This window comes from Acidovorax sp. Root267 (assembly GCF_001429215.1).
Lineage (GTDB): Bacteria > Pseudomonadota > Gammaproteobacteria > Burkholderiales > Burkholderiaceae_C > Acidovorax > Acidovorax radicis.
Map to the genome: position 1 here is coordinate 23,528 of NZ_LMJC01000006.1, position 23,137 is coordinate 46,664.

The following is a 23,137-nucleotide window of genomic DNA, read 5'->3' on the forward strand; positions in this document are numbered from 1 at the left end:
AAACCGTGCAAAGCAGGGTTAGCGGGACGTGGGCTGCGCCGCCAGGGTGCGGGCGGCGATTTCGCAAAACCAGCGCACCCCCAGGGGCAGCGCGTCGTCGTTGAAGTCGTAGCAGGGGTGGTGCAGGGAGCGTTCGCCCTCGGGACCGGGGCTCGCGCGGCCCTGGCCCAGCCACAGGTAGGCACCGGGCTTGCGCTGCAGCATGAAGGCGAAGTCCTCCGATGTGAAGGCAGCGCGGGGCGCCACCTTCGACTGCAGGCCCACGGCCTGGGCAGCCTGCAGCGCCAGCGCGGCCTCGGTGGAGGTATTGATGGTGGCGGGGTAATAGCGCTGGTAGCTGACCTGCACCTCGGTGCCGCTGGCCAAGGCCACGCCCTGGGCGGTGGCGCGCAGGGCGGCTTCGATGCGGTCTTGCGCAGCGGCATCAAAGCTGCGCACGGTGCCGGTGATCTGCACCTCGGCGGGCAGCACGTTGTGGCTGTGGCCACCTTCGATGCGCGTGACGGACAGCACGGCCGATTCGCTGGGGTCGATGCGCCGGGCCACGATGGTGTTGAGCTGCGCCACCAATTGGCTGGCGGCCAGGATGGCGTCGGGTGTGTGGTGGGGCTGGGCCGCATGGCCGCCCTTGCCACGCACGGTGATGTCAAACCGGTCGGCCGCTGCCATGATGGGGCCGGGGCGCGTTTGCGCGTGGCCCAAGGGCAGATCGGGCCAGTTGTGCAAGGCATAGACGCTGTCGCATGCAAAGCGATCGAACAGGCCGTCTTCGATCATGCGGGCGGCCCCCGCCTTGCCCTCTTCGGCAGGCTGGAAGATGAAGTGCACGATGCCACACAAGCCCAGCGCCTGGTGGGTGCGGGCCAGCTGGCGCGCCGCACCGATGAGCATGCTGGTGTGGCCATCGTGCCCGCAGCCGTGGTGTGTGCCAGGGTGGCGACTGGTGTAGGCGTGCTGGCCCAGTTCCACCATGGGCAGGGCGTCCATGTCGGCCCGCAAACCTACGCTGGGGCCCGCACCGGCACCACCGCAATGCAGCGTGCCCACGACGCCGGTGCCGCCCACGCCTTCGGCCACCTGCAGGCCCAGCAGGCGCAGCGACTGCGCCACGATGCCTGCGGTGCGGCGCTCTTCGTAGGCCAGCTCGGGGTGGGCGTGCAGGTCTTGCCGCAGGGCGACCAGATCGGGCAGCAGGTCTGCCACAGGCTCGGCCAGTGCGGCCACATCCAGCGCCTGGGTCATTGGCCCGCTTCCACGGCGTCCGCCAGTTGGGCCAGGGTGTGGAAGTGGTAGTCGGGCACGGTGTGCTCGGATTCGATGGTGCCGCCGGAGCTGGCCAGGCCGTGGCGGCGTTCGATCCAGCAGGTGGTGATACCGAGCTTCTTGGAGATGCCGATGTCGTGGTACTGGCTTTGCGCCACGTGCAAATTGCCGGCCTGGGTGTAGCCCCAGGCACCTTCGTAGCGGCCCCGGGCGTAGGCAAAGTAGCGGGCATCGGGTTTTTCGCACAGGGCGTCGTCGCAGCTGAGCAGCAGGTCAAACGGCGAGCCCAGCGTTTTCTGGAAGTGCTGCAACGCCCAGGTTTGCGCGTTGGTCATGGTCACAAGTTTGAAGTGCTTGTGCAGGCGGGCCAGGGCTTCGATGGAATCGGGGAACGCGGGCCACTGCGCGACCGAGTCGCGAAAGCCTTCGGCCAGCGCGTTGCTGTCGGGCAGGCCCAACTGCGGGGCGATGGCGTGCCAGCAGCGCACCAGGTCGTTGGGGTACCAGTCAGTGTCGGGGCTTTTGCGGGCGGCGCGGTAGGCGGCCAGAAACTGCTCATCGGTCACAGGGCTGGCGGGGACCGCCTGGCGCAGGTAGGCCAGCATGCCACCTTCAAAGTCGATCAGGGTGCCAACCACATCAAAGGTCAGCACTTTGAAATCACGCAAGGCCATGGGTACTCCTCAAATAAGCAAACTTTTGTCGACGCGGCCAGCGCCACATCGGGGTGTAAGAAGCTTAGGAGCGGACGTCCGCCAGCGGGCACTGAACCAGCGGGGTGCCGCAGCAGCGAATTGCGTTTTTGAGGGCCTGCTGCGCAGATTGTGAGAAGGGCACCAGGGCAAGGCGTGGCGTCACCTTGGTGGTGCAGGCCCGGAGAGTCCGGAAGCAGGCTTCTAAAAAAGGCTGCCCTGCCCTCGCAGCAGCCCGGGCCTGAACTGGCCCAGGTCCAGGCCTTCGCGCTCGCGGTTCAGGCCCAGGCGGCGGCAGGTGGTGGCAAAACGCTGGCGCACCAGGTCGGCCCACAGGCCGCTGCCTTTCATGCGGGAGGCAAAGTCGCTGTTGTAGGCCTTGCCTGCGCCACGCTGTGCGTCCGTGAGGTTGTGCAGGTCTTGCACGCGCGCCATCACGCGGGCGGCGCGCTGCGGGTAGTGCACCGTGAGCCATTCGCGAAACAGGGTGTCCAGCTCCCACGGCAGGCGCAGCACGGTGTAGAAGGCGGTGCGCGCTCCCGCATCGCGAGCGGCCTCCAGCACCTGTTCCATGTCTTCGGTGATGAAGGGGATTTGCGGCGCCACACTCACGCCCACGGGCACACCCGCCTCGGCCAGCGCACGGATGGTGCGCAGGCGCCGGTGGGGCGCTGCGGCGCGCGGCTCCATGCGGCGGGCCAGGGCGGCATCGAGCGTGGTGATGGTGACGTACACCGCCGCCAGGCGCTGCGCGGCCAAGGGGGCGAGCAAATCCAGGTCGCGCTCCACGCCGCTGGATTTGGTGATGAGCGAAAACGGGTGGCGTGCGTCGCGCATCACCTCGATGAGGCTGCGGGTGAGCTTCAGTTCGCGCTCCACAGGCTGGTAGCAATCGGTGGCCGAGCCGATGTTGATCAGCCGGGGCACGTAGCGCGGTGCGCTCAGCTCGCTGCGCAGCACCTCGGCAATGTTGTGCTTGGCCACGATCTGCGTTTCAAAGTCGAGCCCTGGCGAGAAATTAAGGTAACTGTGCGTAGGCCGTGCGTAGCAGTAAATGCAGCCGTGCTCGCAGCCCCGGTAAGGATTGACGGACAGCTCGAAAAAGATATCGGGCGAATCGTTGGCGCAGATGGCACTGCGCGCCGTCTCCAGATGCACCGTGGTAGCGGGCACCGGCGCGCAGTCCTCGCCAGCATCATCATCACCATTTCCCTGCCCGCCAGCGTCCTGGCCAACGCGCCCCCAGCCATCGTCCACCACCTCCCGCACATCGCGTGTGAACCGGTGCGGCATGGCTGTGGCAGCGCCCCTGCCACGGATGGCCTGGACCGGTATGCGTATTTCCACCGGCCCTTCTGGCAGGTCAGGATCGGTGGCGGATCTGTGCTTCATAACTGTATAAATATACAGTTATTTGACTCGCCATGCACGCACCGAGCCAGGAAGGGCCGCAGCCCTACTCCCTGAAGAGTTTTTCGATCAACCCGCGCATCCACTGGTTGCCGGGGTCGCTTTCAAAACGGCGGCTCCAGTGCAGCGACACCGTGAAGTCACGCAGCGGCAGCGCGGGCTCGATGATGGTGTAGCCCGCGTCGGCGGCAAAGGTCTGGGCGATGTTGCGGGGCATGACCACAGCCAGGTCCGTGCCGCGCACGATAGAGGGCAGCGCCATGAAATGCTCGGTGGTCAGGCGCAGGCGGTCTTGCAGCTGTTGCATCTCCAGGATGCGCAGGGTGTCCGAGTGGGTGCGCACCGCCACAAACTCCAGTTGCCGCAGGTCCTGGAGCAAGGCGGGCCCGCTGCGCCGGCGCAGGGTGAACGGATGGCCCGCGCGCAGAAGCACGATGTAGCGGTCCCGGAGCAGCTCCACGCGCTGGGTGTCTTTCACGGTGGGCAGAAAACCGAACGCAAAGTCGATGCGGCCGCTGTCGAGCAAGGGCGCAATGTCACTGCGCGGCGCAGGCTGCGTCTCCAGCCGCACACCAGGCGCCTGGGCCTGCAGGGCGGCCATCAGGGCAGGCAGAAATCGCCCCTCGCCGATATCGCTCATGTGGATGCGGAACACCTTGCGCGACTGCAGGGGGTCGAACAGGGCCGACTCGTTGAGGGCCTCTTCCAGCAAACCGAGCGCGCTGCGCACGGCGTCAGCCAGCCGGTCGGCCTTGGGGGTGGGCTGCACGCCGCCGCCCGCGCGCACAAAGAGCGGGTCTTTGATCAGCAACCGCAGCCGCGTCAGCGCCTGGCTGGCGGCTGGCTGGGTCAGGTCCAGCATTTCGGCGGCCCGGCTCACGTTGCGCGTGCGGTAGACCGCATCGAACAGCCGCAGTAGGTTGAGGTCGATGTCCTTGATATGCATTGATTGAATACTGCTTAGTCATTTCATTGTATTGATGGATAGAGCATGCAGGCCGAAGATCAAGGCCTTCATCACGCAACACCCCCGCCATGCACCAGGCCTCTCCTCAAAAAGCCGCAACCGCCACGCGCCCAGCATCCGTCCGCCCTTCGGTACGCGAGGTGGTGCTCGACCTGCTGCGTGGATTCCAGATCAACACCATCTTTGGCAACCCGGGCTCCACCGAGTTGCCGCTGTTCCTCGATTTCCCCAGCGACTTCCGCTACATCCTGGGCCTGCAGGAATCGGTGGTGGTGGGCATGGCCGATGGCTATGCGCAGGCCACCCACAACGCCGCGTTTGTGAACCTGCATTCGGCGGCCGGTGTGGGGCATGCCATGGGCAACATCTTCACGGCGCACAAGAACCGCACGCCCATGGTGATCACCGCCGGCCAGCAGGCCCGGTCCATCCTGCCGTTCGACCCATTCCTGTTCTCGGGCCAGGCCACCGAGTTGCCCAAGCCCTATGTGAAGTGGAGCGTGGAGCCCGCCCGCGCCGAAGACGTGCCGCTGGCCATTGCCCGGGCCTACTACATCGCCATGCAGCAGCCGCGCGGGCCGGTGCTGGTCTCCATCCCTGCCGACGATTGGGACAAGCCTTGCGAGCCGCTGAAGGCCCGCACGGTCAGCACCGAAACGCGACCCGAGCCCCGCGTGCTGGACGCCATTGGCAACGCGCTGGACACCGCACAGCGCCCCGTGCTGGTGGTGGGTGCGGCAGCGGACCGCGACCACGCGTGGGATGCCGTGGTGCAGTTGGCCGAGCGGCACCACGCAGCCGTGTGGATTGCCCCCATGGCGGGCCGATGTGGTTTTCCGCAGGACCACCGTCTGTTCGCCGGGGTGCTGCCCCCCATGCGCGAGAAGATCGTGTCGTTGCTCGCGGGCCATGACCTCGTGTTTGCGCTGGGTGCCGCTGCCTTCACATACCACGTGGAGGGGTTTGGCCCCCATGTGCCACCCGGTGCACAACTTGTGCAACTGATCGAAGACCCCGGCACCGCCGCCTGGACGCCCGAAGGCACCTCGGCCGTGGGCGGCATCCGCCTGGGGGTGCTGGACCTGCTGGCACGCCCGGCACCACCGCCGCGCGCCCTGCCCCCACCCCGCCCGGCGCGACCGCGCGTGGAACCCTTGGGGCCGCTGATGAGCGTTCCGTATGTGATGCAGTCACTGGCCGAGGTGCGCGACGCGGCGTCCATCGTGGTGGAAGAAGCCCCCAGCTCGCGCGCGGCCATGCAGGCCTACCTGCCCATTGTGCAGAGCGAAACCTTCTACACGATGTGCAGCGGTGGCCTGGGCTATGGCATGCCCGCCGCCGTGGGTGTGGCACTGGCCAAACCGGACAAAAAGGTGATCGGGCTGCTGGGCGACGGTTCGGCGATGTACTCCATTCAGGCCCTGTGGAGTGCGGCGCAGCTCAAGCTACCCATCACCTTCATCATCCTCAAGAACCGGCGCTACGCGGCGCTGCAGGAGTTCGCGCCCACCTTCGGATTCCACGAAGGCGACAAGCTCGAAGGCACAGACCTGCCAGACCTCGACTTCCTTGCGCTCGCCCGTGGCCAGGGCTGCGAGGCCGTGCGCGTGAGCGACCCCGCCTTGCTGCACCAGGTGCTGCGCGACGCGCTGGCCAGCCAGCACGCCATCCTGGTCGAGGTGGATGTGGCCTGAAAGCCCCCACACGACCCGACCCTCCCTGCTCACCGCATCACCCCGACACACCAGACCCGGCACACCCGGGCACTCACCTTGACCGGAGACAAACATGCAAACCGTACACAACCCGCCCGCCCCAACCACCCGCCACCTGCTGAGCGCGCTGGCATGCGCCGCCGCCAGCCTGCTGCTCACCACCGCAGCCATGGCAGACACCTGGCCCAGCAAGCCGATCAAGGTCATCGTCAATTTCCCCGCCGGGGGCGCAGCCGACCAGATTGCGCGCGCCGTCACCCAGCCCCTGCAGGCCGCGTTGGGCCAGCCGGTGGTGGTGGAAAACCGTGGCGGTGCGGGCGGCAACATCGGCGGGGAGGCCGTGGCCAAGTCCCCGGCCGATGGCTATACCTTGCTCATGAGCTCGGGCGGCATGGTGTCGGTCAACCCGCACCTGTATCCCAAGATGCCGTTTGATCCGGTCAAGGACCTGACACCCGTGGCCGCCGCAGCGCGGGTGCTGGTGTTTCTGGAGGTGAGGCCCTCGCTGCCGGTCAACACCATCCAGGAGTTTCTGGCCCATTTGAAGGCCAACCCTGGCAAGCTGAGCTTTGGCACCCCGGGCAATGGCAGCTCGCCCCACCTGGCAGCAGAGATGCTCAAGGCCCAGGCCAATCTGTTTGCGGTGCATGTGCCTTACCGGGGCGCGGCACCCGCCATGCAGGACCTGCTGGGGGGTCAGCTGGACTTCATGTTCGACCCCGGCATCGGCCTGCAACACGTGAAGGCGGGCAAGCTCCGGCTGCTGGCCGTGGGCAGCGCCAGGCGTTCGCCCCTGTTCCCCGACGTTCCCACACTGGACGAAGTGGGCCTGAAGGGCTTTGACGCAGACACCTGGTTTGGCTTTTATGCACCCGCGGGCACTCCGCCCGACGTGGTCACACGCCTGAACCGGGAGATCAACAAGGTGCTGGGCACGCAGGCCGTCAAGGACCGCATCGCGGCGCTGGGCGGGGTACCCGCCCCCATGTCGCCCGCCGACTTCAACGCACGGGCCTCCATCGACAGCGCGCGGTTTGGCGCACTGATCAAGGCGCGCAACATCCAGGGAGATTGACCGCGCACGGCAGTGCGAGATTCGCGATGGTCTACAGTCCCGCGCTTTGCAACCACCTACCGAGGTACCGCCATGGCGCGCAAGCCCCAGATCATCCTGTCGTCGCTCGACGTTGACCGCATCGAGGCCCTGCTGGCCGCGATCCCGGCCAGCGTCTTTCCGGGCAAGGCCGAGTTGCAGGCAGAGCTGGACCGGGCAGACGTGGTGGCGCCCGAAGAAATTCCGCCCCATGTGGTCACGATGAACTCCACCGTGCAGTTCTCGATTCTGGAGACCGGCAAGGAGTTCTGCCTGACGCTGGTCTACCCGCGCGACATGGATGGCAGCACGGACAGGCTCTCGATCTTTGCGCCCGTGGGCAGCGCCTTGCTGGGCCTGGCGGTGGGCGATGAACTGGCCTGGCCCGGGCCAGGCGGCAAGTCGATGACGGTGCGGGTGAAAGACATCTTGTACCAGCCTGAAAGTGCGGGCGAGCTGCACCGCTGAATTTGTCCCCTGAGGCCGTACGGACCTTCCCCTCGCTCCCGCATCGCTACGCTGAGCCCAGGGATACGCCGCCCTCGCCGCGGGGCAGCCCTTGCTCGGCGGCCCTGGCCAGGAAAGCGCCGGTTTCGCAGGTGGGGGGTAGCGCGCAGTGCCATGTGCCGCGACAATGGCACCCGCCATGACCACGCCGCCCCCTCCAGATCCCACCGCGCTGCCTGAAACGTTCGATCCGGATTCCACCCTCGCATTCCAGCGGCGGATGGAACGGGCCCCCGAGTGGTTCTGCTCCTTCCTCGCCGGCAACAGCCGCGAAAAAAGCCGTCTCAAACGCGAGATGGCGACAATGAAAGGTTCTGTGGTGTGGCTCGTGCAGCAGCGGCGCCAGGGCAACTGGGACGCCACGGAACGCGCCCATTTGCGCGATGTGATGCGGTCGGCGTCTTCCGTCAGCCCCTACCTGTTCATCTGGGTGATTCCAGGATCGATGCTGTTACTGCCCTTCATGGCCTGGTTTCTGGACCAGCAACGCAAACGCCGCGAGCGCTTGCCGCCTACCTGACGCGTACTCCGGTTTTACCGCCCCTTTGCGGCCCACGGTGTGAACACGTCCAAGGGCCGCCCCGCCGCACTGGCTGCGCCCTCCTTCCCCAATGTCGGAGCCATTCGGGAGAATGGGAGATGGTGCGCAGCGCCTCCGGGGAATGGTCCGAATGCTAGGCCCAGTTGTTCGAGACCGCCACCAACAAACCCGTGCCCACCAGTCCCGCCTGCCAGCGCAGGGCCGTGGCCCACGACGGCACATGCCGCTCCACCCGCAGGTACAAGAGTCGCCCCGCTGCGAGCGAAAGTGCAAAGGCCAGCAGCATGCCCAGCGCATTGAGCACCGGCGAGTCCGGCCACAACTGGCTGACGACTGCGTTGACCAGCAGGCACACCGAGAAATGCACCAGGAAGACCGAGTAGGACATCTGTCCCAGTTGCACCAGTGGCGCAATCCCTGTCCATGACCGCACACGCTCGGAGCGCATGGCGGCGACCAGGCAGAGCGCCGTGACAACGGCCACAGCAATGCGGCCCCGGAAATCCATCGCCAGCGCGGCACCACCCAGCAGCACCATGGCCGCCAGCCAACCCTGCGCCTGGTGCCCATGGGGCGCCCGCACGGCCCAATACGCCAGCATGCCCAGCCCGTAGGCTCCAAAAAAATACAGCGCCCACATGTCAAGGGCCCCCATGCGGTTGAACACCCACAACGAAGCCGCCGTGCCCGCCACCACAAGCACCTGGGCCAGGGCAGCCGCATGCCGCCGCGCCCAGGCCCCTGGCAGCGCCTTGACGCCCGCAAGCAGCAGCACGGTCAACGCAAACAACTGGAAGTCGATGGCCACGTACCAGACCCCTGCGGACAACGCGTCTTCACCCACAATGTCCTGCAGCAGCAAGGCGTTCGCCACCAATTGGGACAGCGTGGGCTGCTCAGGCACCGAAGGGTGCTCCATCCAGTGCCGGACCAGCGCGGACACCACCACCGACAGGAGCAATGCCACGGCATAAGGCACCACCAACCGGACAAACCGTTTGGCAATGGCATTGCCCGCATGGTCAAAACGTGCCACACCCTGTGGCGCCAGGCTGGCGGCGGCCAGGTAGCCGCCCAGCACCAGAAACACCTGCACGGCCATGCGACCGTAGTCATACAGCCAGGCCATCAACGTGGGCGCCAGCGGATGGGCGATGTCTGACATCGGGCCGTAAAAGGCCAAGTGGTGCCAGACGATGGTGGCGCACGCCATGCCTTTGATCATGTCGATCAGCGGTGTGCGGGAGGTGGGGGAAGACATGTTGTTGTGGATGGACTCAACCAGCCAGGGCGCGGCATGACCCTGGGGCAGACCCGGTATTGTCCTCTGTCAGGGGGTTTTTTGCATGCCCTTCGTGTCTCCGCCTTGTCAATGCGATGCACTCCATAATTTACTGAATTTTCAGTAAATACTGAAATTACAGTAAATTGGCGCACAATACGCCTCCATGACCTATGTCAAAACCCTTCCCCCCCTGAACCGCCAGTTCGTGGCCCACTTCGGCGAAATGGGCAGCCGCTGGGGAATCAACCGCACCGTGGGGCAGATGTACGCCCTCATCTTCCTGTCGCCGCGCCCGCTCAATGCGGACGAGATCGCCGAAACTCTGGAGTTCTCGCGCTCCAACGTGAGCATGGGGCTCAAGGAACTGCAGGCCTGGAGGTTGGTAAAACTGAGCCACCAGCCGGGTGACCGGCGCGAATATTTCGAGGCTCCCAAGGATGTGTGGGAGATCTTCCGCGTGCTGGCTGAAGAACGCCGCCGCCGCGAGATCGAACCCACCTTGTCGATGCTGCGCATGGCGCTGCTCGAAGAACCCTCCTCCGATGAGGAACGCCACGCCCAGGAGCGTATGCGCGAGATGCACGAACTCATCGACCGGCTCATGACCTGGTTTAACGATGTACAGCGCCTGGCGCCCGAGACGGCGATGCAGCTCATGGGCATGGGCACAGCCGTGACCCGCGTGCTCGAGTTCAAGGACCGGCTCACCGGCAAGGGCGGCAGCGCGACCGGCAAGGGCGGCTGAGCATGGATGCATTCACACTGTCGCGCATCCAGTTCGCGGCCAACATCAGCTTTCACATCCTGTTCCCCACCATCACGATCGCGCTGTGCTGGTTTCTGGTGTTCTTTCGGCTGCGCCACACGGCCACACGGGGCACACCGGCCGCACAGGGCTGGGAGCAGGCTTACTACTTCTGGACCAAGGTGTTTGCGCTGACCTTTGCCATGGGTGTCGTGTCGGGCATCACGATGAGCTTTCAGTTCGGTACCAACTGGCCGGGCTTCATGGAGCATGTGGGCAATATTGCCGGACCGCTGCTGGGCTATGAGGTGCTCACGGCCTTCTTCCTGGAAGCCACGTTCCTGGGCATCATGCTGTTTGGCCGGGGGCGCGTGTCCGAGCGAGTGCACCTGATTGCCACGCTGATGGTGGCCTTTGGCACCACGCTGTCAGCCTTCTGGATCCTGAGCCTGAACTCATGGATGCAAACGCCCGTGGGCTACCAAATCATCGACGGCAAGTTCCACGCCGTGGACTGGCTGGCGATTGTGTTCAACCCGTCCTTTCCCTACCGGCTGGGCCACCAGCTGCTGGCATCGGCCCTCACTGCGGGATTTCTGATCGCCGGGGTGAGTGCCTGGCAGCTCATCAAGGGCGTGGCCAACGAAGGCACGCGCAAGGCACTGCGCACGGCCATCGCCGCAGTGGCCATGGTGATCCCGCTGCAGATCTTCATGGGCGACCTGCATGGCCTGAACACGCTGGAACACCAGCCGGCCAAGATCGCCGCCATCGAAGGCATCTGGCATACCGAGAAGGGTGCGCCGCTCACGCTGTTTGGCCTGCCCAACGAAAAGGAAGGCCGCACGGACTACGCCCTGCAGATCCCCAAGGCTGCCAGCCTGATCCTGGCGCATGACATCGACGCGGAGCTGAAAGGGTTGAACGAATTCCCCGGCGCCCATCCGCCAGTGGCGCCCGTGTTCTGGGGATTCCGCGTGATGGTGGGCGTGGGCATGCTGATGCTGGCCGTGGCCTGGGTAGGTGCTTTTGTGCTGTATCGCCGCCGAAAGCAAGACCTGGCCACCCTGCCCCGGCCCCTGCTCGTCACGCTGGTGGGTATGGCGTTTTCGGGCTGGGTGGCCACGCTGGCCGGGTGGTACGTGACCGAAATCGGCCGCCAGCCCTATCTGGTCTATGGCCTGTTCAAGACCGCCGACGCCGTGGCCCCACACGCGCCCGCCTTGGTGGCCAGCACGCTGGCCGCCTACCTCATCGTCTATGGACTGCTGCTCGTCGCCTATGTGGGCGTGATCAAGTACATGGCCGAACACCCGGCCATGCCCACGCCTGCAGTGCCCCACCCCGCGCCGGCCCCTCGCACCGCTTAAGGAAGGTCCCCATGGATGCACTGAACTGGGCCACCGCCCTGCCCCTGATCTTCATGGCCGTGATGGGCCTGGCCCTGCTGGCCTATGTGATCCTCGACGGCTACGACCTGGGCGTGGGCATCCTGCTGCCTTTCGCCAGCGACACCGAGAAGGACGTGATGGTGTCCAGCATCGGCCCCTTCTGGGACGCCAATGAGACCTGGCTGGTGCTGGGCGTGGGCGTGCTGCTGATCTGTTTCCCGACAGCGCACGGCGTGGTGCTGTCGGCGCTGTACCTGCCCGTGGCGGTCATGCTGGTGGGCCTGATACTGCGCGGTGTGGCGTTCGACTTTCGCGTGAAAGCCCGCGACACGCACAAGACCACCTGGAACCGCCTGTTTGCGGCAGGCTCGCTAGCGACCACTCTGGCCCAGGGTTGGATGCTGGGGGCGTACATCACCGGTTTTCAGAATGACACCTGGGGCCTGCTGTTTTCAGCTGGCATTGCCATCACCCTGCCTGCGGCCTACGCGATGCTCGGCGCAGGCTGGCTCCTCATGAAGACCGATGGCGATCTGCAGCGCAAGGCCGCCCGGTGGGGCCAGGGGGCACTGTGGCCCATGGGGTTTGCGCTCATGGGCATCTCACTGGCCACACCGCTGGTCAGCCCCACCGTGTTCGCCAAGTGGTTTGTGCTGCCCGAGCTGTTTGCGCTGCTGCCCATCCCGCTGGCCTGCGTGGCGGCCTTCTTTGCCATCCGCCACGTACTGGGCACACCACGGGTAGTGCAGGCGGGCTACGGCTGGATCGTGTTCGGGGCCACCGTGTTGATCTTTGTGCTGGCCTTCCTGGGCTTGGCCTACAGCATCTATCCCTACATCGTGATCGACCGCCTGACCGTTTGGCAAGCCGCCAGCGCCACCGAATCGCTGGTGGTGATCGGCATCGGCATGGCCATCACGCTGCCCGCGATCATTCTCTACACCATCTTCATGTACCGGGTGTTCTGGGGCAAGGCGCGGGAGCTGACATATGGGTTGTGAGCGGCGCGCAATCCGGCTGACACGGTGCCACATCCCGCCCCAGCCTGTGTGACGAGCGCTGCCCGGAGGGTTGGAACGAAATCCCTTGCGAGATCGTGAACAGGCTCCAAGGGGGCTCAATATCTCAAGCTACCCTCGGCATCCACGATCGCCAGCTCCACATAGGTGGAGCCGTTGTGGCTCTTGGGCGAGTATTTGACGTTAAAGCGCCCAAAGGATATTTCGCCGGCATCTTCCATCGTCTTGATAAAGGACTCCGTGGTCAGGTTGCGCCCGGTGCGGCGCAATCCCTCCACCAGCAGCCGGGCATGCACGAATCCCTCGAACTGCGAGGCCGAAGGCTGGGCGCTTGGTGACTTGGCGCGCAGAAGGGCCAGGTATTCTGCCACCACGGGCACCGTGGTGCTGCGCAGCGACGGCATGATCTGCGCCAGGATGATGCCGCGCGCCTTGTCCTTGAGTTCGCGGTGGATCACGTCCATGCTGGCCACGGAGAATCCGTAGTACGCAGGCCGCGCCGCTGTTGATTGCACAGCCTTGATGTAGCTGGTGAACGTGGTTCCTGCGGTCGCCACGATCACTGCCTGGGGCTGGGCAGCTTCGGTGGCCCGGGCCGCGGCGGCAAAGTCGGGCTGCTTGGGGTCTACCTTGATTTCTGCCACGAAGGCCAGTTTTTCCTCGTCGGAGGCTTTCTTGAGCTCTGCCAGCAAGGTCTTGCCCAGCCCGTCATCCTGGTAGAACACGGCCACGCGGCTCATGCCCTGCTGGCGCAGCTGCGAGACGATTTTTCCTGCCTCGCTCGCATAACCTGCACGCACGTGAAAGACATAGGGGTTGAGGGTTTCGCGAAACACCGAGGCCCCGGTGACCGGACCAAACAGCAACGTGCGGTGCTCCTTGATCAGCGGCAGGATGGCCGCTGTTTGCGCCGTGCCGGTGCTGTTGTAGATCATGAAAACCTTGTCGGCTTCCACCAGCTGGCGCGTGTTCTCCACCGCTTTTTGTGGGTCGAAACCGTCGTCGAGTGTGGTGTAGCGGATCATGCGGCCATGCACGCCGCCCTGAGCGTTCACCGCGTCGAACATGAGCCGCGAACCTTCGCCGTATTGGGCAGTCTGGGGCCCCAGCGGGCCCGACAGCACAGCCGATGCCCCGAGGCGAATTTCATCGGCGGTCACGCCCTCGTTGCGGGCCTGCACCCAACCACTGGCGCCAAGGGCCAACAACAGCACCAAAAACGGACGAAACATCACAGGCCCCCAGCTTTCAAAAAGTTGCCCAGCGCCCCACCGATCAGCACAGCCCGGAGTGGATTTCTGGTTATAAACCATCATCATCATCCGCAACCAAACCGTCTATTGGGGGTTTGCCCTGTCGCGCTCAGCCTACAAATGGCTTCGCCCGCAACACGCACATGATGGCGCGATGCGGGCGATGAAGGGGGAAACGCAACGAGCCGTGGGTCAGAGCTTCAGCCGTGCCCGGGCCGCCTCGTATTCGGTGCGCAACTTGGCGACCAGCTCGGCCGTGCTGGTGACGGCATTGACGGCGCCAATGCCCTGGCCGCAGCCCCAGATGTCCTTCCAGGCTTTCTTGGCGTCGCCGCCAAAGTTCATCTTGCTCGGGTCCGATTCGGGCAGGTTGTCGGGGTCCATGCCAGCCGCGCGGATCGATGGGGCCAGGTAGTTGCCGTGCACGCCGGTGAACAGGTTGCTGTAGACGATATCGTCGGAGCTGCCCGCAACGATGGCCTGCTTGTAATCATCGCTGGCACGCGCTTCGTGTGTGGCGATGAAGGCCGAGCCGATGTAGCCAAAGTCCGCACCCATGGCCTGTGCCGCCAGCACCGCATCACCGCTGGCGATGGAGCCACTGAGCGCGATGGGGCCGTCGAACCACTGGCGGATCTCCTGGATCAGCGCGAACGGGCTCTTTACGCCCGCATGGCCCCCTGCACCGGCGGCCACGGCGATCAGGCCGTCGGCGCCCTTCTCGATGGCCTTGTGCGCGAACTTGTTGTTGATGATGTCGTGCAGCACCACGCCGCCCCAAGCGTGCACGGCCTGGTTCACGTCCTCGCGCGCGCCCAGGCTGGTGATGATGATCGGCACCTTGTACTTGGCGCAGACCTGCATGTCGTGCTCGAGGCGGTCATTGCTCTTGTGCACGATCTGGTTGATGGCAAAGGGCGCGGCGGGCTTGTCCGGATTCGCCTTGTTGTAGGCGGCCAGCGTCTCGGTGATCTCGGCCAGCCATTCGTCGAGCAACTCGGCTGGGCGGGCATTGAGCGCGGGCATGGAACCCACCACGCCGGCCTTGCACTGCTCGATCACGAGCTTGGGGTTGCTGATGATGAACAGCGGCGACCCGATGACGGGGAGCGAGAGGTTCTGCAAAACGGGAGGCAGTTTGGACATGGCAACAACTTCCAGGAACAGGTTTTCGATTGAAATAAGCCTCTAGCGCTTATTCAACAAGCGCAAGTAGCTATTATTTTTATAGCAAAAGCCTGTACCCTGTACAGGCCTTGCCTCACTCCTCAACGGCTGGCGGCTGCGGCCCTCAGAACGCTTCCAGCGCCAGCTCGGTCACACTGGCGGCCCCTTCCACAATGCTGTCGCGCAGACCGGGGGCCTTCACCAGGATGTGGTCGGCATAAAACTGGGCCGTGGTGATTTTTGCGCGCATGAAGGCTGCGTCCTGTCCCTTTTGCAACAGTTCCTGCGCCACCAGCAGGCTGCGCGCCAGTTGCCAGCCCGCGACCACATTGCCTGCCAGCATCAGGTAGGGCACGCTGCCCGCGAACACGGCGTTGGGCTGGGCCTTGGTGCCACCGGCCACAAAGTCGATCACGTCGAGCAGCGCCTTGCGTGCGGCAGTCAGGCGCTTGGCCACGGCCAGGGCGGCTGGGGTGCCGCTGGCCAGCAGTTCGCTTTCAGTCTTCTCGATCTGCGCGGCGATGCCCTTGGCCACCTGGCCGCCATCGCGTGCCGTCTTGCGGCCCACCAGGTCGTTGGCCTGGATGGCGGTGGTGCCTTCGTAGATGGTCAAGATCTTGGCATCACGGTAGTACTGCGCGGCGCCGGTTTCTTCAATGAAGCCCATGCCGCCGTGCACCTGCACGCCCAGGCTGGTCACTTCCAGGCTGGTCTCGGTGCTGTAGCCCTTGACCAGCGGCACCATGAATTCATAGAACGCCTGGTTCTGCTTGCGCGTGTCGGCATCCGGGTGGTGGTGCGCGGCGTCGAACGCGGCAGCTGCCACGGTGGCCATGGCGCGGCAGCCTTCCACCGTGGCGCGCATGGTCATGAGCATGCGCTTCACATCGGGGTGGTGAATGATGGCAGCGCTGGCGGCAATGGAGCCGTCCACCGGGCGGCTCTGCACGCGGTCCTTGGCGTACTGCACGGCCTTCTGGTAGGCGCGCTCGGAGATCGCGATGCCCTGCATGCCCACGGCGTAGCGCGCGGCGTTCATCATGATGAACATATATTCGAGGCCGCGGTTTTCCTCGCCGACCAGATAGCCCACCGCACCACCGTGGTCGCCGAACTGCAGCACCGCCGTCGGCGATGCCTTGATGCCCAGCTTGTGCTCGATGCTCACGCAGTGCGCGTCGTTGCGCGCGCCCAGAGTGCCGTCCTGGTTGACCATGAACTTGGGCACGACGAACAGGCTGATGCCCTTCACGCCTTCAGGCGCGCCCGCCACACGGGCCAGCACCAGGTGGACGATGTTCTCGGCCATGTCGTGTTCACCGTAGGTGATGAAGATCTTGGTGCCGAAGACCTTGTAGCTGCCGTCGGCTTGGGGCTCTGCGCGCGTGCGCACCAGGGCCAGGTCCGAGCCCGCCTGGGGTTCGGTCAGGTTCATGGTGCCGGTCCACTCGCCGGTCACCAGCTTTTCAAGGTAGGTGGCCTTGAGCTCGTCGCTGCCGGCCGTGAGCAGCGCCTCGATGGCGCCGTCGGTCAGCAGCGGGCACAGTGCAAAGCTCATGTTGGCGCTGTTGGTCATCTCGATGCAGGCCGCGCCAATGGTCTTGGGCAGGCCTTGGCCGCCAAAGTCGGCCGGGTGCTGCAACCCCTGCCAGCCGCCTTCACCGTACTGGCGGAAGGCTTCCTTGAAACCAGGGGTCGTGGTGACCACGCCGTCTTTCCAGCTCGACGGGTTCTTGTCGCCCTCGAAGTTCAATGGCGCCAGCACGCCCTCGTTGAACTTGGCGCACTCTTCCAGCACGGCGGCGGCCGTGTCGAGGCCCGCGTCTTCAAAGCCGGGGATTTGGGCGATCTGTTCAATGTTGGCCAGGTGCTCGATGGCGAACAGCATGTCCTTGAGGGGTGCGGTGTAACTCATGGATGTCTCCGGGAAATTTCGTCAAAAAAAAGGCATCGCAAGCGATGCCTTTGTATGCACAAGGGTGTTCTTACAGGGCCTTGACCAGCTCTGGCACCGCCGTGAACAGGTCGGCTTCCAGGCCATAGTCGGCCACGCTGAAGATCGGGGCTTCGGGATCCTTGTTGATCGCCACGATCACCTTGGAGTCCTTCATGCCGGCCAAATGCTGGATCGCGCCCGAGATACCCGCTGCGATGTACAGCTGGGGCGCCACGATCTTGCCGGTCTGGCCCACTTGCCAGTCGTTGGGGGCGTAGCCCGCGTCCACTGCCGCGCGGCTGGCGCCCAGGGCGGCACCCAGCTTGTCGGCCAGCGGAGTCATGATTTCGTCGAACTTTTCCTTGCTGCCCAGCGCCCGGCCACCCGAGACAATGATCTTGGCGGCGGTCAGTTCGGGGCGGTCGCTCTTGGCGATTTCGCTGCCCACGAAGGTGCTCTTGCCTGCATCAGCGGTAGCGGCAGCGGTTTCGACGGCGGCAGAGCCACCGGTGGCGGCTGCGGCGTCAAAGCCGGTGGTGCGCACGGTGATGATCTTCACGCTGTCCGCGCTTTGCACGGTGGCGATGGCATTGCCAGCGTAGATGGGGCGCTCGAAGGTGTCGGCAGCAATCACCTTGGTGATGTCGCTTATCTGGGCCACGTCGAGCTTGGCCGCCACGCGGGGGGCGATGTTCTTGCCGCTGGCCGTGGCAGGAAAGAGGATGTGGCTGTAGCTGGAAGCAATGGCCAGCACTTGTGCCGCCACGTTTTCGGCCAGGCCGTGTTCGAGACCAGGCGCGTCTGCATGGATGACTTTGGCAACGCCAGCGATCTGGCCCGCGGCGGCTGCGGCAGCGCCCGCGTTGTGGCCAGCCACCAGCACATGCACGTCGCCACCACAGGCCACGGCAGCCGTCACGGTGTTGAGGGTTGCGCCCTTGATGGAGGCGTTGTCGTGTTCAGCAATAACGAGTACCGACATTTAGATCACCTTCGCTTCGTTCTTGAGTTTCTCGACCAGGGCGGCCACGTCGGCCACCTTGACGCCCGCGCCGCGCTTGGCGGGCTCGGTGACTTTGAGGGTCTTGAGGCGAGGAGCCACATCCACGCCGAGGTCTTCGGGCTTGAAGGTGTCCAGCTGCTTCTTCTTGGCCTTCATGATGTTGGGCAAGGTGACGTAGCGGGGCTCGTTCAAGCGCAAGTCGGTGGTAATGACCGCAGGCAGGGTCAAGGCCAGGGTTTCCAGACCGCCGTCCACTTCGCGGGTCACGTTGACCTTGTCGGCCGACAGTTCCACCTTGTTGGCGAACGTGGCCTGGGGCAGGTCGGCCAGGGCCGCCAGCATCTGGCCGGTCTGGTTGGCGTCGTCATCAATGGCTTGCTTGCCCAGGATCACAAGGCCGGGCTGCTCCTTGTCCACCAGGGCCTTCAGGATCTTCGCCACGGCGAGAGGCTGCAACTCGACGTCGGTTTCCACCAGGATGGCGCGGTCGGCGCCAATGGCCATGGCGGTGCGCAGGGTTTCCTGGCACTGGGCCACACCGCAGGACACAGCGATGACTTCGGTCACCAGGCCTTTTTCTTTCAGGCGCACGGCCTCTTCGACGGCGATTTCGTCAAAGGGGTTCATGCTCATCTTCACGTTGGCGATGTCCACACCCGTGTTGTCCGACTTGACTCGGACTTTCACGTTGTAGTCCACCACGCGCTTGACAGGGACCAAGACCTTCATTGCTGCGGCTCCTAGAGTTGGTTGAATTGACGTTTACGTAAACTAGAACATTCTATGCCGCACTGCAACGAAAGCGCTACGGGGCCAGGACACAGACCACACAATCAAAAAAACGAACGATCGTGCTTTTTGTGGATTATAGGCGAGTGAGCACCGCATCTGTCTAGAGTTTGCTGTCGCCTGGGGCACCCGGCGGGAGCATGGCAAGGGGCGATACGACTTACTCTGTGCCGGATGCCGCCCGGCCCACAGCGGCGCCCTGCATCGCGGCGGGAAACGGCCCTTCGACCTGCACATGCATGACCCGCTGCGGGTACGGGATATCGATCTTGTGGGTGCGCAGCGCACTCAGGATGGCACGGTTGATCTCCGAGCGCAGGCCCAGCGAGCCGTTCTCGGGATCGGCGATCCAGAAACCCACGGTGAACTCCAGCCCGTCGGCACCAAACGCCGACAAGGCCACACTGGGGGCCGGATCGCGCAGCACGCGGCTGCTGGCAAGGGCTGCCTCGCCCAGCAGGCGGATGACTAGGTCTACATCACTTTCATAGCCCACGCTCACCACGGTGGACAGCCACACCCGGGGGTCTGCCAGCGACAGGTTCTCCACCCGCTGGATGATCAGCATCTCGTTGGGCACGATGGACTCGCGCCCCGTGGACGAGCGCACCACGGTGTAGCGCGCGTTGATGTCGGTGATGCGCCCCTCGAAGTTGTCCACCCGCACGTTGTCGCCAATGCGCATGCTGCGCTCGGCCAGAATCACAAAGCCGCTCACGTAGTTGGACGCCAGCTTCTGCAGGCCAAAGCCAATGCCCACGCCCACGGCACCACCCAGCACCGACAGCGCGGTCAGGTCAATGCCCACGGCCGACAGGGCCATGATGAGCCCGACAAAAATCAGCAGCGCCCGCACGGCATTGCTCACCGCCTTGCGCAGTGAAAGCTCGGCCCCGGTGGCAGAGCGCAGCAGGCGCGACTCGATGGCTGCAGAAATCCACAGCGCGATCAGCAACACGGCAGCAGCCGTCAGTGCCCCTTCGATCATGGTGCGCACCGACAGGGTGGCGCCCCCTACCTTCCAGTGGATCTGGTCCAGCTCATCGAGCACCAGCGGCAACAACCCCGTGACCCAAAGCACCATGCCCAGCCAGGCCAGCCAGGAGATAGAGCGCTCGATGGGCCGCACCCAGGCAGCCTCCGGGTATGCCACCTGCAACACCTTCACCCCGATGCGGATGACCACCAGGGACACTAGCACCGGCACGGCAACCTTGAACACGGCCAGCGGAATCCATTGCAGCAGCACGGTTCGCGCCACATAGGCGAGGCTCAGCAGCGCGAGTGGAAACAGTGCGCCATCGACAATCCGCGCGCCGAACAGGATGGAGCGCGGGTCACCCCGGTGCAGTCCACGCTGCAGCAGCGACACCAGCAACCAGGCCAGCCCCAGGCAGGCGGCCAGGGCGGCCAATTCCACCAGCACCGTGGGCCGAAGGAACGCTTCGGCCCAGCGGCCCACATCTTCGAGCATGGAAATTTCTGTCGTCGCCATGGCTCTCAGCGCTTCCAGGTGGGCTGGCGCTTTTCGGCGAAGGCACGCGCGCCCTCCTGCGCGGCGTCGTCCATCATGTTGGTGGCCATGGCCTGGCCTGCCAACTGGTAGGCCGCGTCCATGCCCAGCTCACGCTGCTGGTACACCAGCGCCTTGCCCATGGCCACGGCCACACGGGGCTTTTGCAGGATGGACTCCACCAGCTTTTCGACCTCGGCATCCAGCGCGTCGGCGGGCACCACACGGTTCACCAGGCCCTGCGCCAGCGCGGTGGGCGCATCGATGAAATCGCCGGTGAGCAACATTTCCATCGCCCGCTTGGCGGGCACATTGCGCACGAGCGGCACGCTCGGCGTTGCGCAGAACAGGCCGTAGTGGATGCCACTGGTGGCAAAACTCGCGCTGTCGGCCGCCACGGCCAGGTCGCACTGCGCCACCAGCTGGCAGCCCGCCGCCGTCGCCATGCCTTGCACGCGCGCGATCACGGGCACGGGCAACTTGTGGATGGTCAGCATCATGCGGCTGCATTGCGCAAACAGCTTTTGGTAGTACGCCAGCTCCGGGTTCGCCGCCATGTCCTTGAGGTTGTGCCCCGCACAGAAGGCCTTGCCCGCTGCGGCCAGCACCACCACGCGCACAGATTCGTCGCGGCCCGCTTCGTCCAGCGCCTGTTGCAGGGCTGTCAGCATTTCAGAGCCCAACGCATTGAAGCGTGCAGGGTCGTTCAAAGTGAGGGTGACCACACCGTGCGCATCACGGGTGATCAGCAGCAGCTCGTCAGAATTTGGAATCGTCATGTTGTTTCTCCTGTGCACAGCAATGCGAGGGGCGTTTGAAACAGGCGCGCATGAGGCCAGTGCCACCGTGGAGCTGGCTCCGCCAGGCCACGGGTGGCGTCCCCCTCAGGGGGAAGACGCCGCAGGCGGCTCAGGGGGAGTCAAAGATCAGCCAGGACCCGCAAATGCGCCTCCACACTGCGTGCCAGCGGTCCCATCACATAGCCGCCCTCCAGGCACGACACGATGCGGCCTTGGGAATAGCGGCGCGCCACATCCTTCACGCGCTGGGTGATCCAGGCATAGTCCTGCTCGGTCAGGCCCAGCTGGCCCATGTCGTCCTCGCGGTGGCCATCAAAGCCCGCACTCACAAAAATCATCTCGGGCTTGAAGGCCTCCAGCCGGGGCATCCACATCATCTCGATGATTTCGCGGATGTCCATGCCCCGTGTGTATGCAGGCACGGGCACGTTGACCATGTTGGGCGCGGGATCGTGGTCGCCGCTGTAGGGGTAGAACGGGTGCTGGAAGATGCTGACCATCAGCGCCCGCGGGTCGCCCGCCAGGATGTCCTCGGTGCCATTGCCGTGGTGCACATCAAAGTCCACCACCGCCACGCGCTGCAGGTTGTAGCGCTGCAGCGCGTACTTGGCCGCCACGGCGACGTTGTTGAAGAAGCAGAACCCCATGGCCTTGTCGCGGCAGGCATGGTGGCCGGGGGGGCGCACCGAGCAGAACGCGTTTTCCACCTCGCCCGCCATCACCGCGTCGGTGGCGGCCAGCGCTGCCCCGGCGGCGCGCAGCGATGCCTTCCAGGTGTGGGCATTGATGGAGGTGTCGGTGTCGATCTGCGCGTAGTTGGGGCCACCGGCCATCAGCTCTTCATTGAGCCGGTCGGACATGCCGCGCAGTGCCGCGATGTGCATGCGGCCGTGGGCCAATTCAATATCGGCCAGCGAGGCCTCGGGGGCGTCATAGCGCTCCAAGGCATCGCCCACTCCGGTGATCAGCAAGCGGTCTTCAATCGCATCCAGCCGCTCGGGGCATTCGGGGTGACCCGGGCCCATCTCGTGCTTCCAACAATCCCGATGGGTGAAATAGCCCGTCTTGCTCACAGTCTTGTCCCCGCGTGTCGCATTTTTCTCGGTTTTTCGGATAACGTCGTGCCATGAACGCACAGCACAAAATCAAATCACTTCTGGATCAGCTTAACACGGTGATCGTGGGCAAACAGGCCCAGGTACAGGACTGCGTAGCCTGCCTGCTGGCGGGTGGGCACCTGCTGATCGAAGACGTGCCGGGGGTGGGCAAGACCACCCTGGCCCACGCCCTTTCGCGCACGTTTGGCCTGCAGTTCTCGCGCGTGCAGTTCACGGCCGACCTGATGCCCAGCGACCTGACCGGCGTGTCGGTGTACGAACGCGGCAAGGAGGCCTTCGTGTTCCACCCCGGCCCGGTGTTCGCCCAGGTGTTGCTGGCCGATGAAATCAACCGCGCCAGCCCCAAGACGCAGAGTGCGCTGCTGGAAGCCATGGAAGAAAAACAGGTATCGGTGGAAGGCGAAACACGCGCCCTGCCCCACCCGTTCTTCGTGATCGCCACCCAGAACCCCCACGACCAGCTGGGCACCTTTGCGCTGCCCGAATCGCAGCTGGACCGTTTTTTGATGCGCATCTCCATCGGCTACCCCGACCGCGCGGCCGAACGCGTGCTGCTGGCGGGCGCCGACCGGCGGGACATGGTGGACACCATGCTGCCCTTGTTGTCCGACGAGGAGCTGGCCGAGTTGCAGCGCCAGGTGCAGGCCATCCACACGGCCGACCCGCTGCTCAACTATGTGCAGGACCTGATTGCCGCCACGCGCTCGGGCCGGTGGTTTTTGCAGGGCCTGTCGCCCCGCGCGGGCATTGCGCTGGTGCGTGCTGCCAAGGCGCAGGCCCTCATCAGCGGGCGCGACTATGTGGCCCCCGACGACGTGCAGGCCGTGCTGCCCCAGACCATCGCCCACCGCCTGGTGCCCGTGGGCGACGCCGGGCGCGGCGCGGTGGAGCAAGTCCGAGCGATGGTCGAAGCGGTGCCCTTGCCCTGAT

At 64.9% G+C, this 23,137-nt stretch carries 21 protein-coding genes; 8 read left to right on the top strand and 13 right to left on the bottom strand.

Annotated elements, in window-relative coordinates; genetic code table 11:
- Nucleotides 1-18 precede the first annotated feature (18 nt).
- The 4 genes from ASE39_RS07570 to ASE39_RS07585 form a co-directional block, all read right to left on the bottom strand.
- Entirely contained in the window at nucleotides 19-1,230 is a 1,212-nt protein-coding gene (locus ASE39_RS07570) for an amidohydrolase (protein ID WP_140426718.1), read from the bottom strand.
- A gap of 8 nt (nucleotides 1,231-1,238) precedes the next feature.
- Nucleotides 1,239-1,937, bottom strand: coding sequence for an HAD-IA family hydrolase (locus ASE39_RS07575; protein ID WP_057270726.1), 699 nt, complete (start codon nucleotides 1,935-1,937; stop codon nucleotides 1,239-1,241).
- A gap of 222 nt (nucleotides 1,938-2,159) precedes the next feature.
- Entirely contained in the window at nucleotides 2,160-3,347 is a 1,188-nt protein-coding gene (locus ASE39_RS07580) for a PA0069 family radical SAM protein (RefSeq protein ID WP_057270727.1), read from the bottom strand.
- Between the two features lie 64 nt (nucleotides 3,348-3,411).
- On the bottom strand, nucleotides 3,412-4,311 hold the full coding sequence (locus ASE39_RS07585) for a LysR family transcriptional regulator (protein ID WP_199864254.1): 900 nt from the start codon (nucleotides 4,309-4,311) through the stop codon (nucleotides 3,412-3,414).
- An 89-nt stretch (nucleotides 4,312-4,400) separates the two neighbouring features.
- Between ASE39_RS07585 and mdlC the strand changes: the two genes are divergently transcribed.
- The 4 genes from mdlC to ASE39_RS07605 all read left to right on the top strand — a co-directional run bounded on the left by mdlC (nucleotide 4,401) and on the right by ASE39_RS07605 (nucleotide 8,167).
- Nucleotides 4,401-6,026 carry a benzoylformate decarboxylase gene (gene mdlC, locus ASE39_RS07590; protein ID WP_057270729.1) on the top strand — a complete coding sequence of 542 codons (1,626 nt, stop codon included), beginning with the start codon at nucleotides 4,401-4,403 and terminating at the stop codon, nucleotides 6,024-6,026.
- A 94-nt stretch (nucleotides 6,027-6,120) separates the two neighbouring features.
- Complete coding sequence (locus tag ASE39_RS07595) at nucleotides 6,121-7,122, top strand: tripartite tricarboxylate transporter substrate binding protein (protein ID WP_010460122.1); 1,002 nt, start codon at nucleotides 6,121-6,123, stop codon at nucleotides 7,120-7,122.
- Nucleotides 7,123-7,194: 72 nt separating this feature from the next.
- Nucleotides 7,195-7,608 (top strand): nucleoside diphosphate kinase regulator, encoded by a 414-nt coding sequence (gene rnk, locus ASE39_RS07600; RefSeq protein WP_010460120.1) that lies wholly within the window; start codon nucleotides 7,195-7,197, stop codon nucleotides 7,606-7,608.
- Between the two features lie 178 nt (nucleotides 7,609-7,786).
- Nucleotides 7,787-8,167 carry a hypothetical protein gene (locus tag ASE39_RS07605; RefSeq protein ID WP_010460118.1) on the top strand — a complete coding sequence of 127 codons (381 nt, stop codon included), beginning with the start codon at nucleotides 7,787-7,789 and terminating at the stop codon, nucleotides 8,165-8,167.
- A 154-nt stretch (nucleotides 8,168-8,321) separates the two neighbouring features.
- On the opposite strand, the gene ASE39_RS07610 is transcribed toward ASE39_RS07605, so the two are convergent.
- Nucleotides 8,322-9,449 carry an acyltransferase gene (locus ASE39_RS07610; RefSeq protein ID WP_057270730.1) on the bottom strand — a complete coding sequence of 376 codons (1,128 nt, stop codon included), beginning with the start codon at nucleotides 9,447-9,449 and terminating at the stop codon, nucleotides 8,322-8,324.
- A gap of 187 nt (nucleotides 9,450-9,636) precedes the next feature.
- Here ASE39_RS07610 and ASE39_RS07615 point away from each other — a divergent pair, with 187 nt between their 5' ends.
- The 3 genes from ASE39_RS07615 to ASE39_RS07625 are packed head-to-tail and all read left to right on the top strand — an operon-like array spanning nucleotide 9,637 to nucleotide 12,610.
- Nucleotides 9,637-10,218, top strand: coding sequence for a GbsR/MarR family transcriptional regulator (locus ASE39_RS07615; protein ID WP_057270731.1), 582 nt, complete (start codon nucleotides 9,637-9,639; stop codon nucleotides 10,216-10,218).
- A gap of 2 nt (nucleotides 10,219-10,220) precedes the next feature.
- A complete protein-coding gene (locus ASE39_RS07620; protein ID WP_057270732.1) occupies nucleotides 10,221-11,588 on the top strand; it encodes a cytochrome ubiquinol oxidase subunit I in 1,368 nt (455 codons plus the stop codon).
- A gap of 11 nt (nucleotides 11,589-11,599) precedes the next feature.
- On the top strand, nucleotides 11,600-12,610 hold the full coding sequence (locus ASE39_RS07625) for a cytochrome d ubiquinol oxidase subunit II (RefSeq protein ID WP_057270733.1): 1,011 nt from the start codon (nucleotides 11,600-11,602) through the stop codon (nucleotides 12,608-12,610).
- Nucleotides 12,611-12,726: 116 nt separating this feature from the next.
- On the opposite strand, the gene ASE39_RS07630 is transcribed toward ASE39_RS07625, so the two are convergent.
- The 8 genes from ASE39_RS07630 to ASE39_RS07665 all read right to left on the bottom strand — a co-directional run bounded on the left by ASE39_RS07630 (nucleotide 12,727) and on the right by ASE39_RS07665 (nucleotide 22,114).
- Nucleotides 12,727-13,860, bottom strand: a complete 1,134-nt coding sequence (locus ASE39_RS07630; RefSeq protein WP_057270734.1) for an ABC transporter substrate-binding protein — start codon at nucleotides 13,858-13,860, stop codon at nucleotides 12,727-12,729.
- A gap of 213 nt (nucleotides 13,861-14,073) precedes the next feature.
- The gene (locus ASE39_RS07635) at nucleotides 14,074-15,027 is read right to left on the bottom strand and encodes a nitronate monooxygenase family protein (RefSeq protein WP_010460107.1); all 954 of its coding nucleotides are present in this window, start codon (nucleotides 15,025-15,027) and stop codon (nucleotides 14,074-14,076) included.
- A gap of 145 nt (nucleotides 15,028-15,172) precedes the next feature.
- Nucleotides 15,173-16,963, bottom strand: a complete 1,791-nt coding sequence (locus ASE39_RS07640; protein ID WP_057270735.1) for an acyl-CoA dehydrogenase — start codon at nucleotides 16,961-16,963, stop codon at nucleotides 15,173-15,175.
- Between the two features lie 70 nt (nucleotides 16,964-17,033).
- Nucleotides 17,034-17,966, bottom strand: coding sequence for an FAD-binding protein (locus tag ASE39_RS07645; protein ID WP_010460103.1), 933 nt, complete (start codon nucleotides 17,964-17,966; stop codon nucleotides 17,034-17,036).
- A complete protein-coding gene (locus ASE39_RS07650; protein ID WP_010460101.1) occupies nucleotides 17,967-18,716 on the bottom strand; it encodes an electron transfer flavoprotein subunit beta/FixA family protein in 750 nt (249 codons plus the stop codon).
- 220 nt (nucleotides 18,717-18,936) lie between these two features.
- On the bottom strand, nucleotides 18,937-20,271 hold the full coding sequence (locus ASE39_RS07655) for a mechanosensitive ion channel domain-containing protein (protein ID WP_035197236.1): 1,335 nt from the start codon (nucleotides 20,269-20,271) through the stop codon (nucleotides 18,937-18,939).
- Between the two features lie 5 nt (nucleotides 20,272-20,276).
- The gene (locus ASE39_RS07660; protein ID WP_057270736.1) at nucleotides 20,277-21,068 is read right to left on the bottom strand and encodes an enoyl-CoA hydratase; all 792 of its coding nucleotides are present in this window, start codon (nucleotides 21,066-21,068) and stop codon (nucleotides 20,277-20,279) included.
- A 140-nt stretch (nucleotides 21,069-21,208) separates the two neighbouring features.
- On the bottom strand, nucleotides 21,209-22,114 hold the full coding sequence (locus ASE39_RS07665) for a histone deacetylase family protein (RefSeq protein WP_050812458.1): 906 nt from the start codon (nucleotides 22,112-22,114) through the stop codon (nucleotides 21,209-21,211).
- Nucleotides 22,115-22,215: 101 nt separating this feature from the next.
- On the opposite strand from ASE39_RS07665, the gene ASE39_RS07670 reads away from it, so the two are divergent.
- Nucleotides 22,216-23,136, top strand: coding sequence for a MoxR family ATPase (locus ASE39_RS07670; protein WP_010460095.1), 921 nt, complete (start codon nucleotides 22,216-22,218; stop codon nucleotides 23,134-23,136).
- Nucleotide 23,137: the final 1 nt, after the last annotated feature.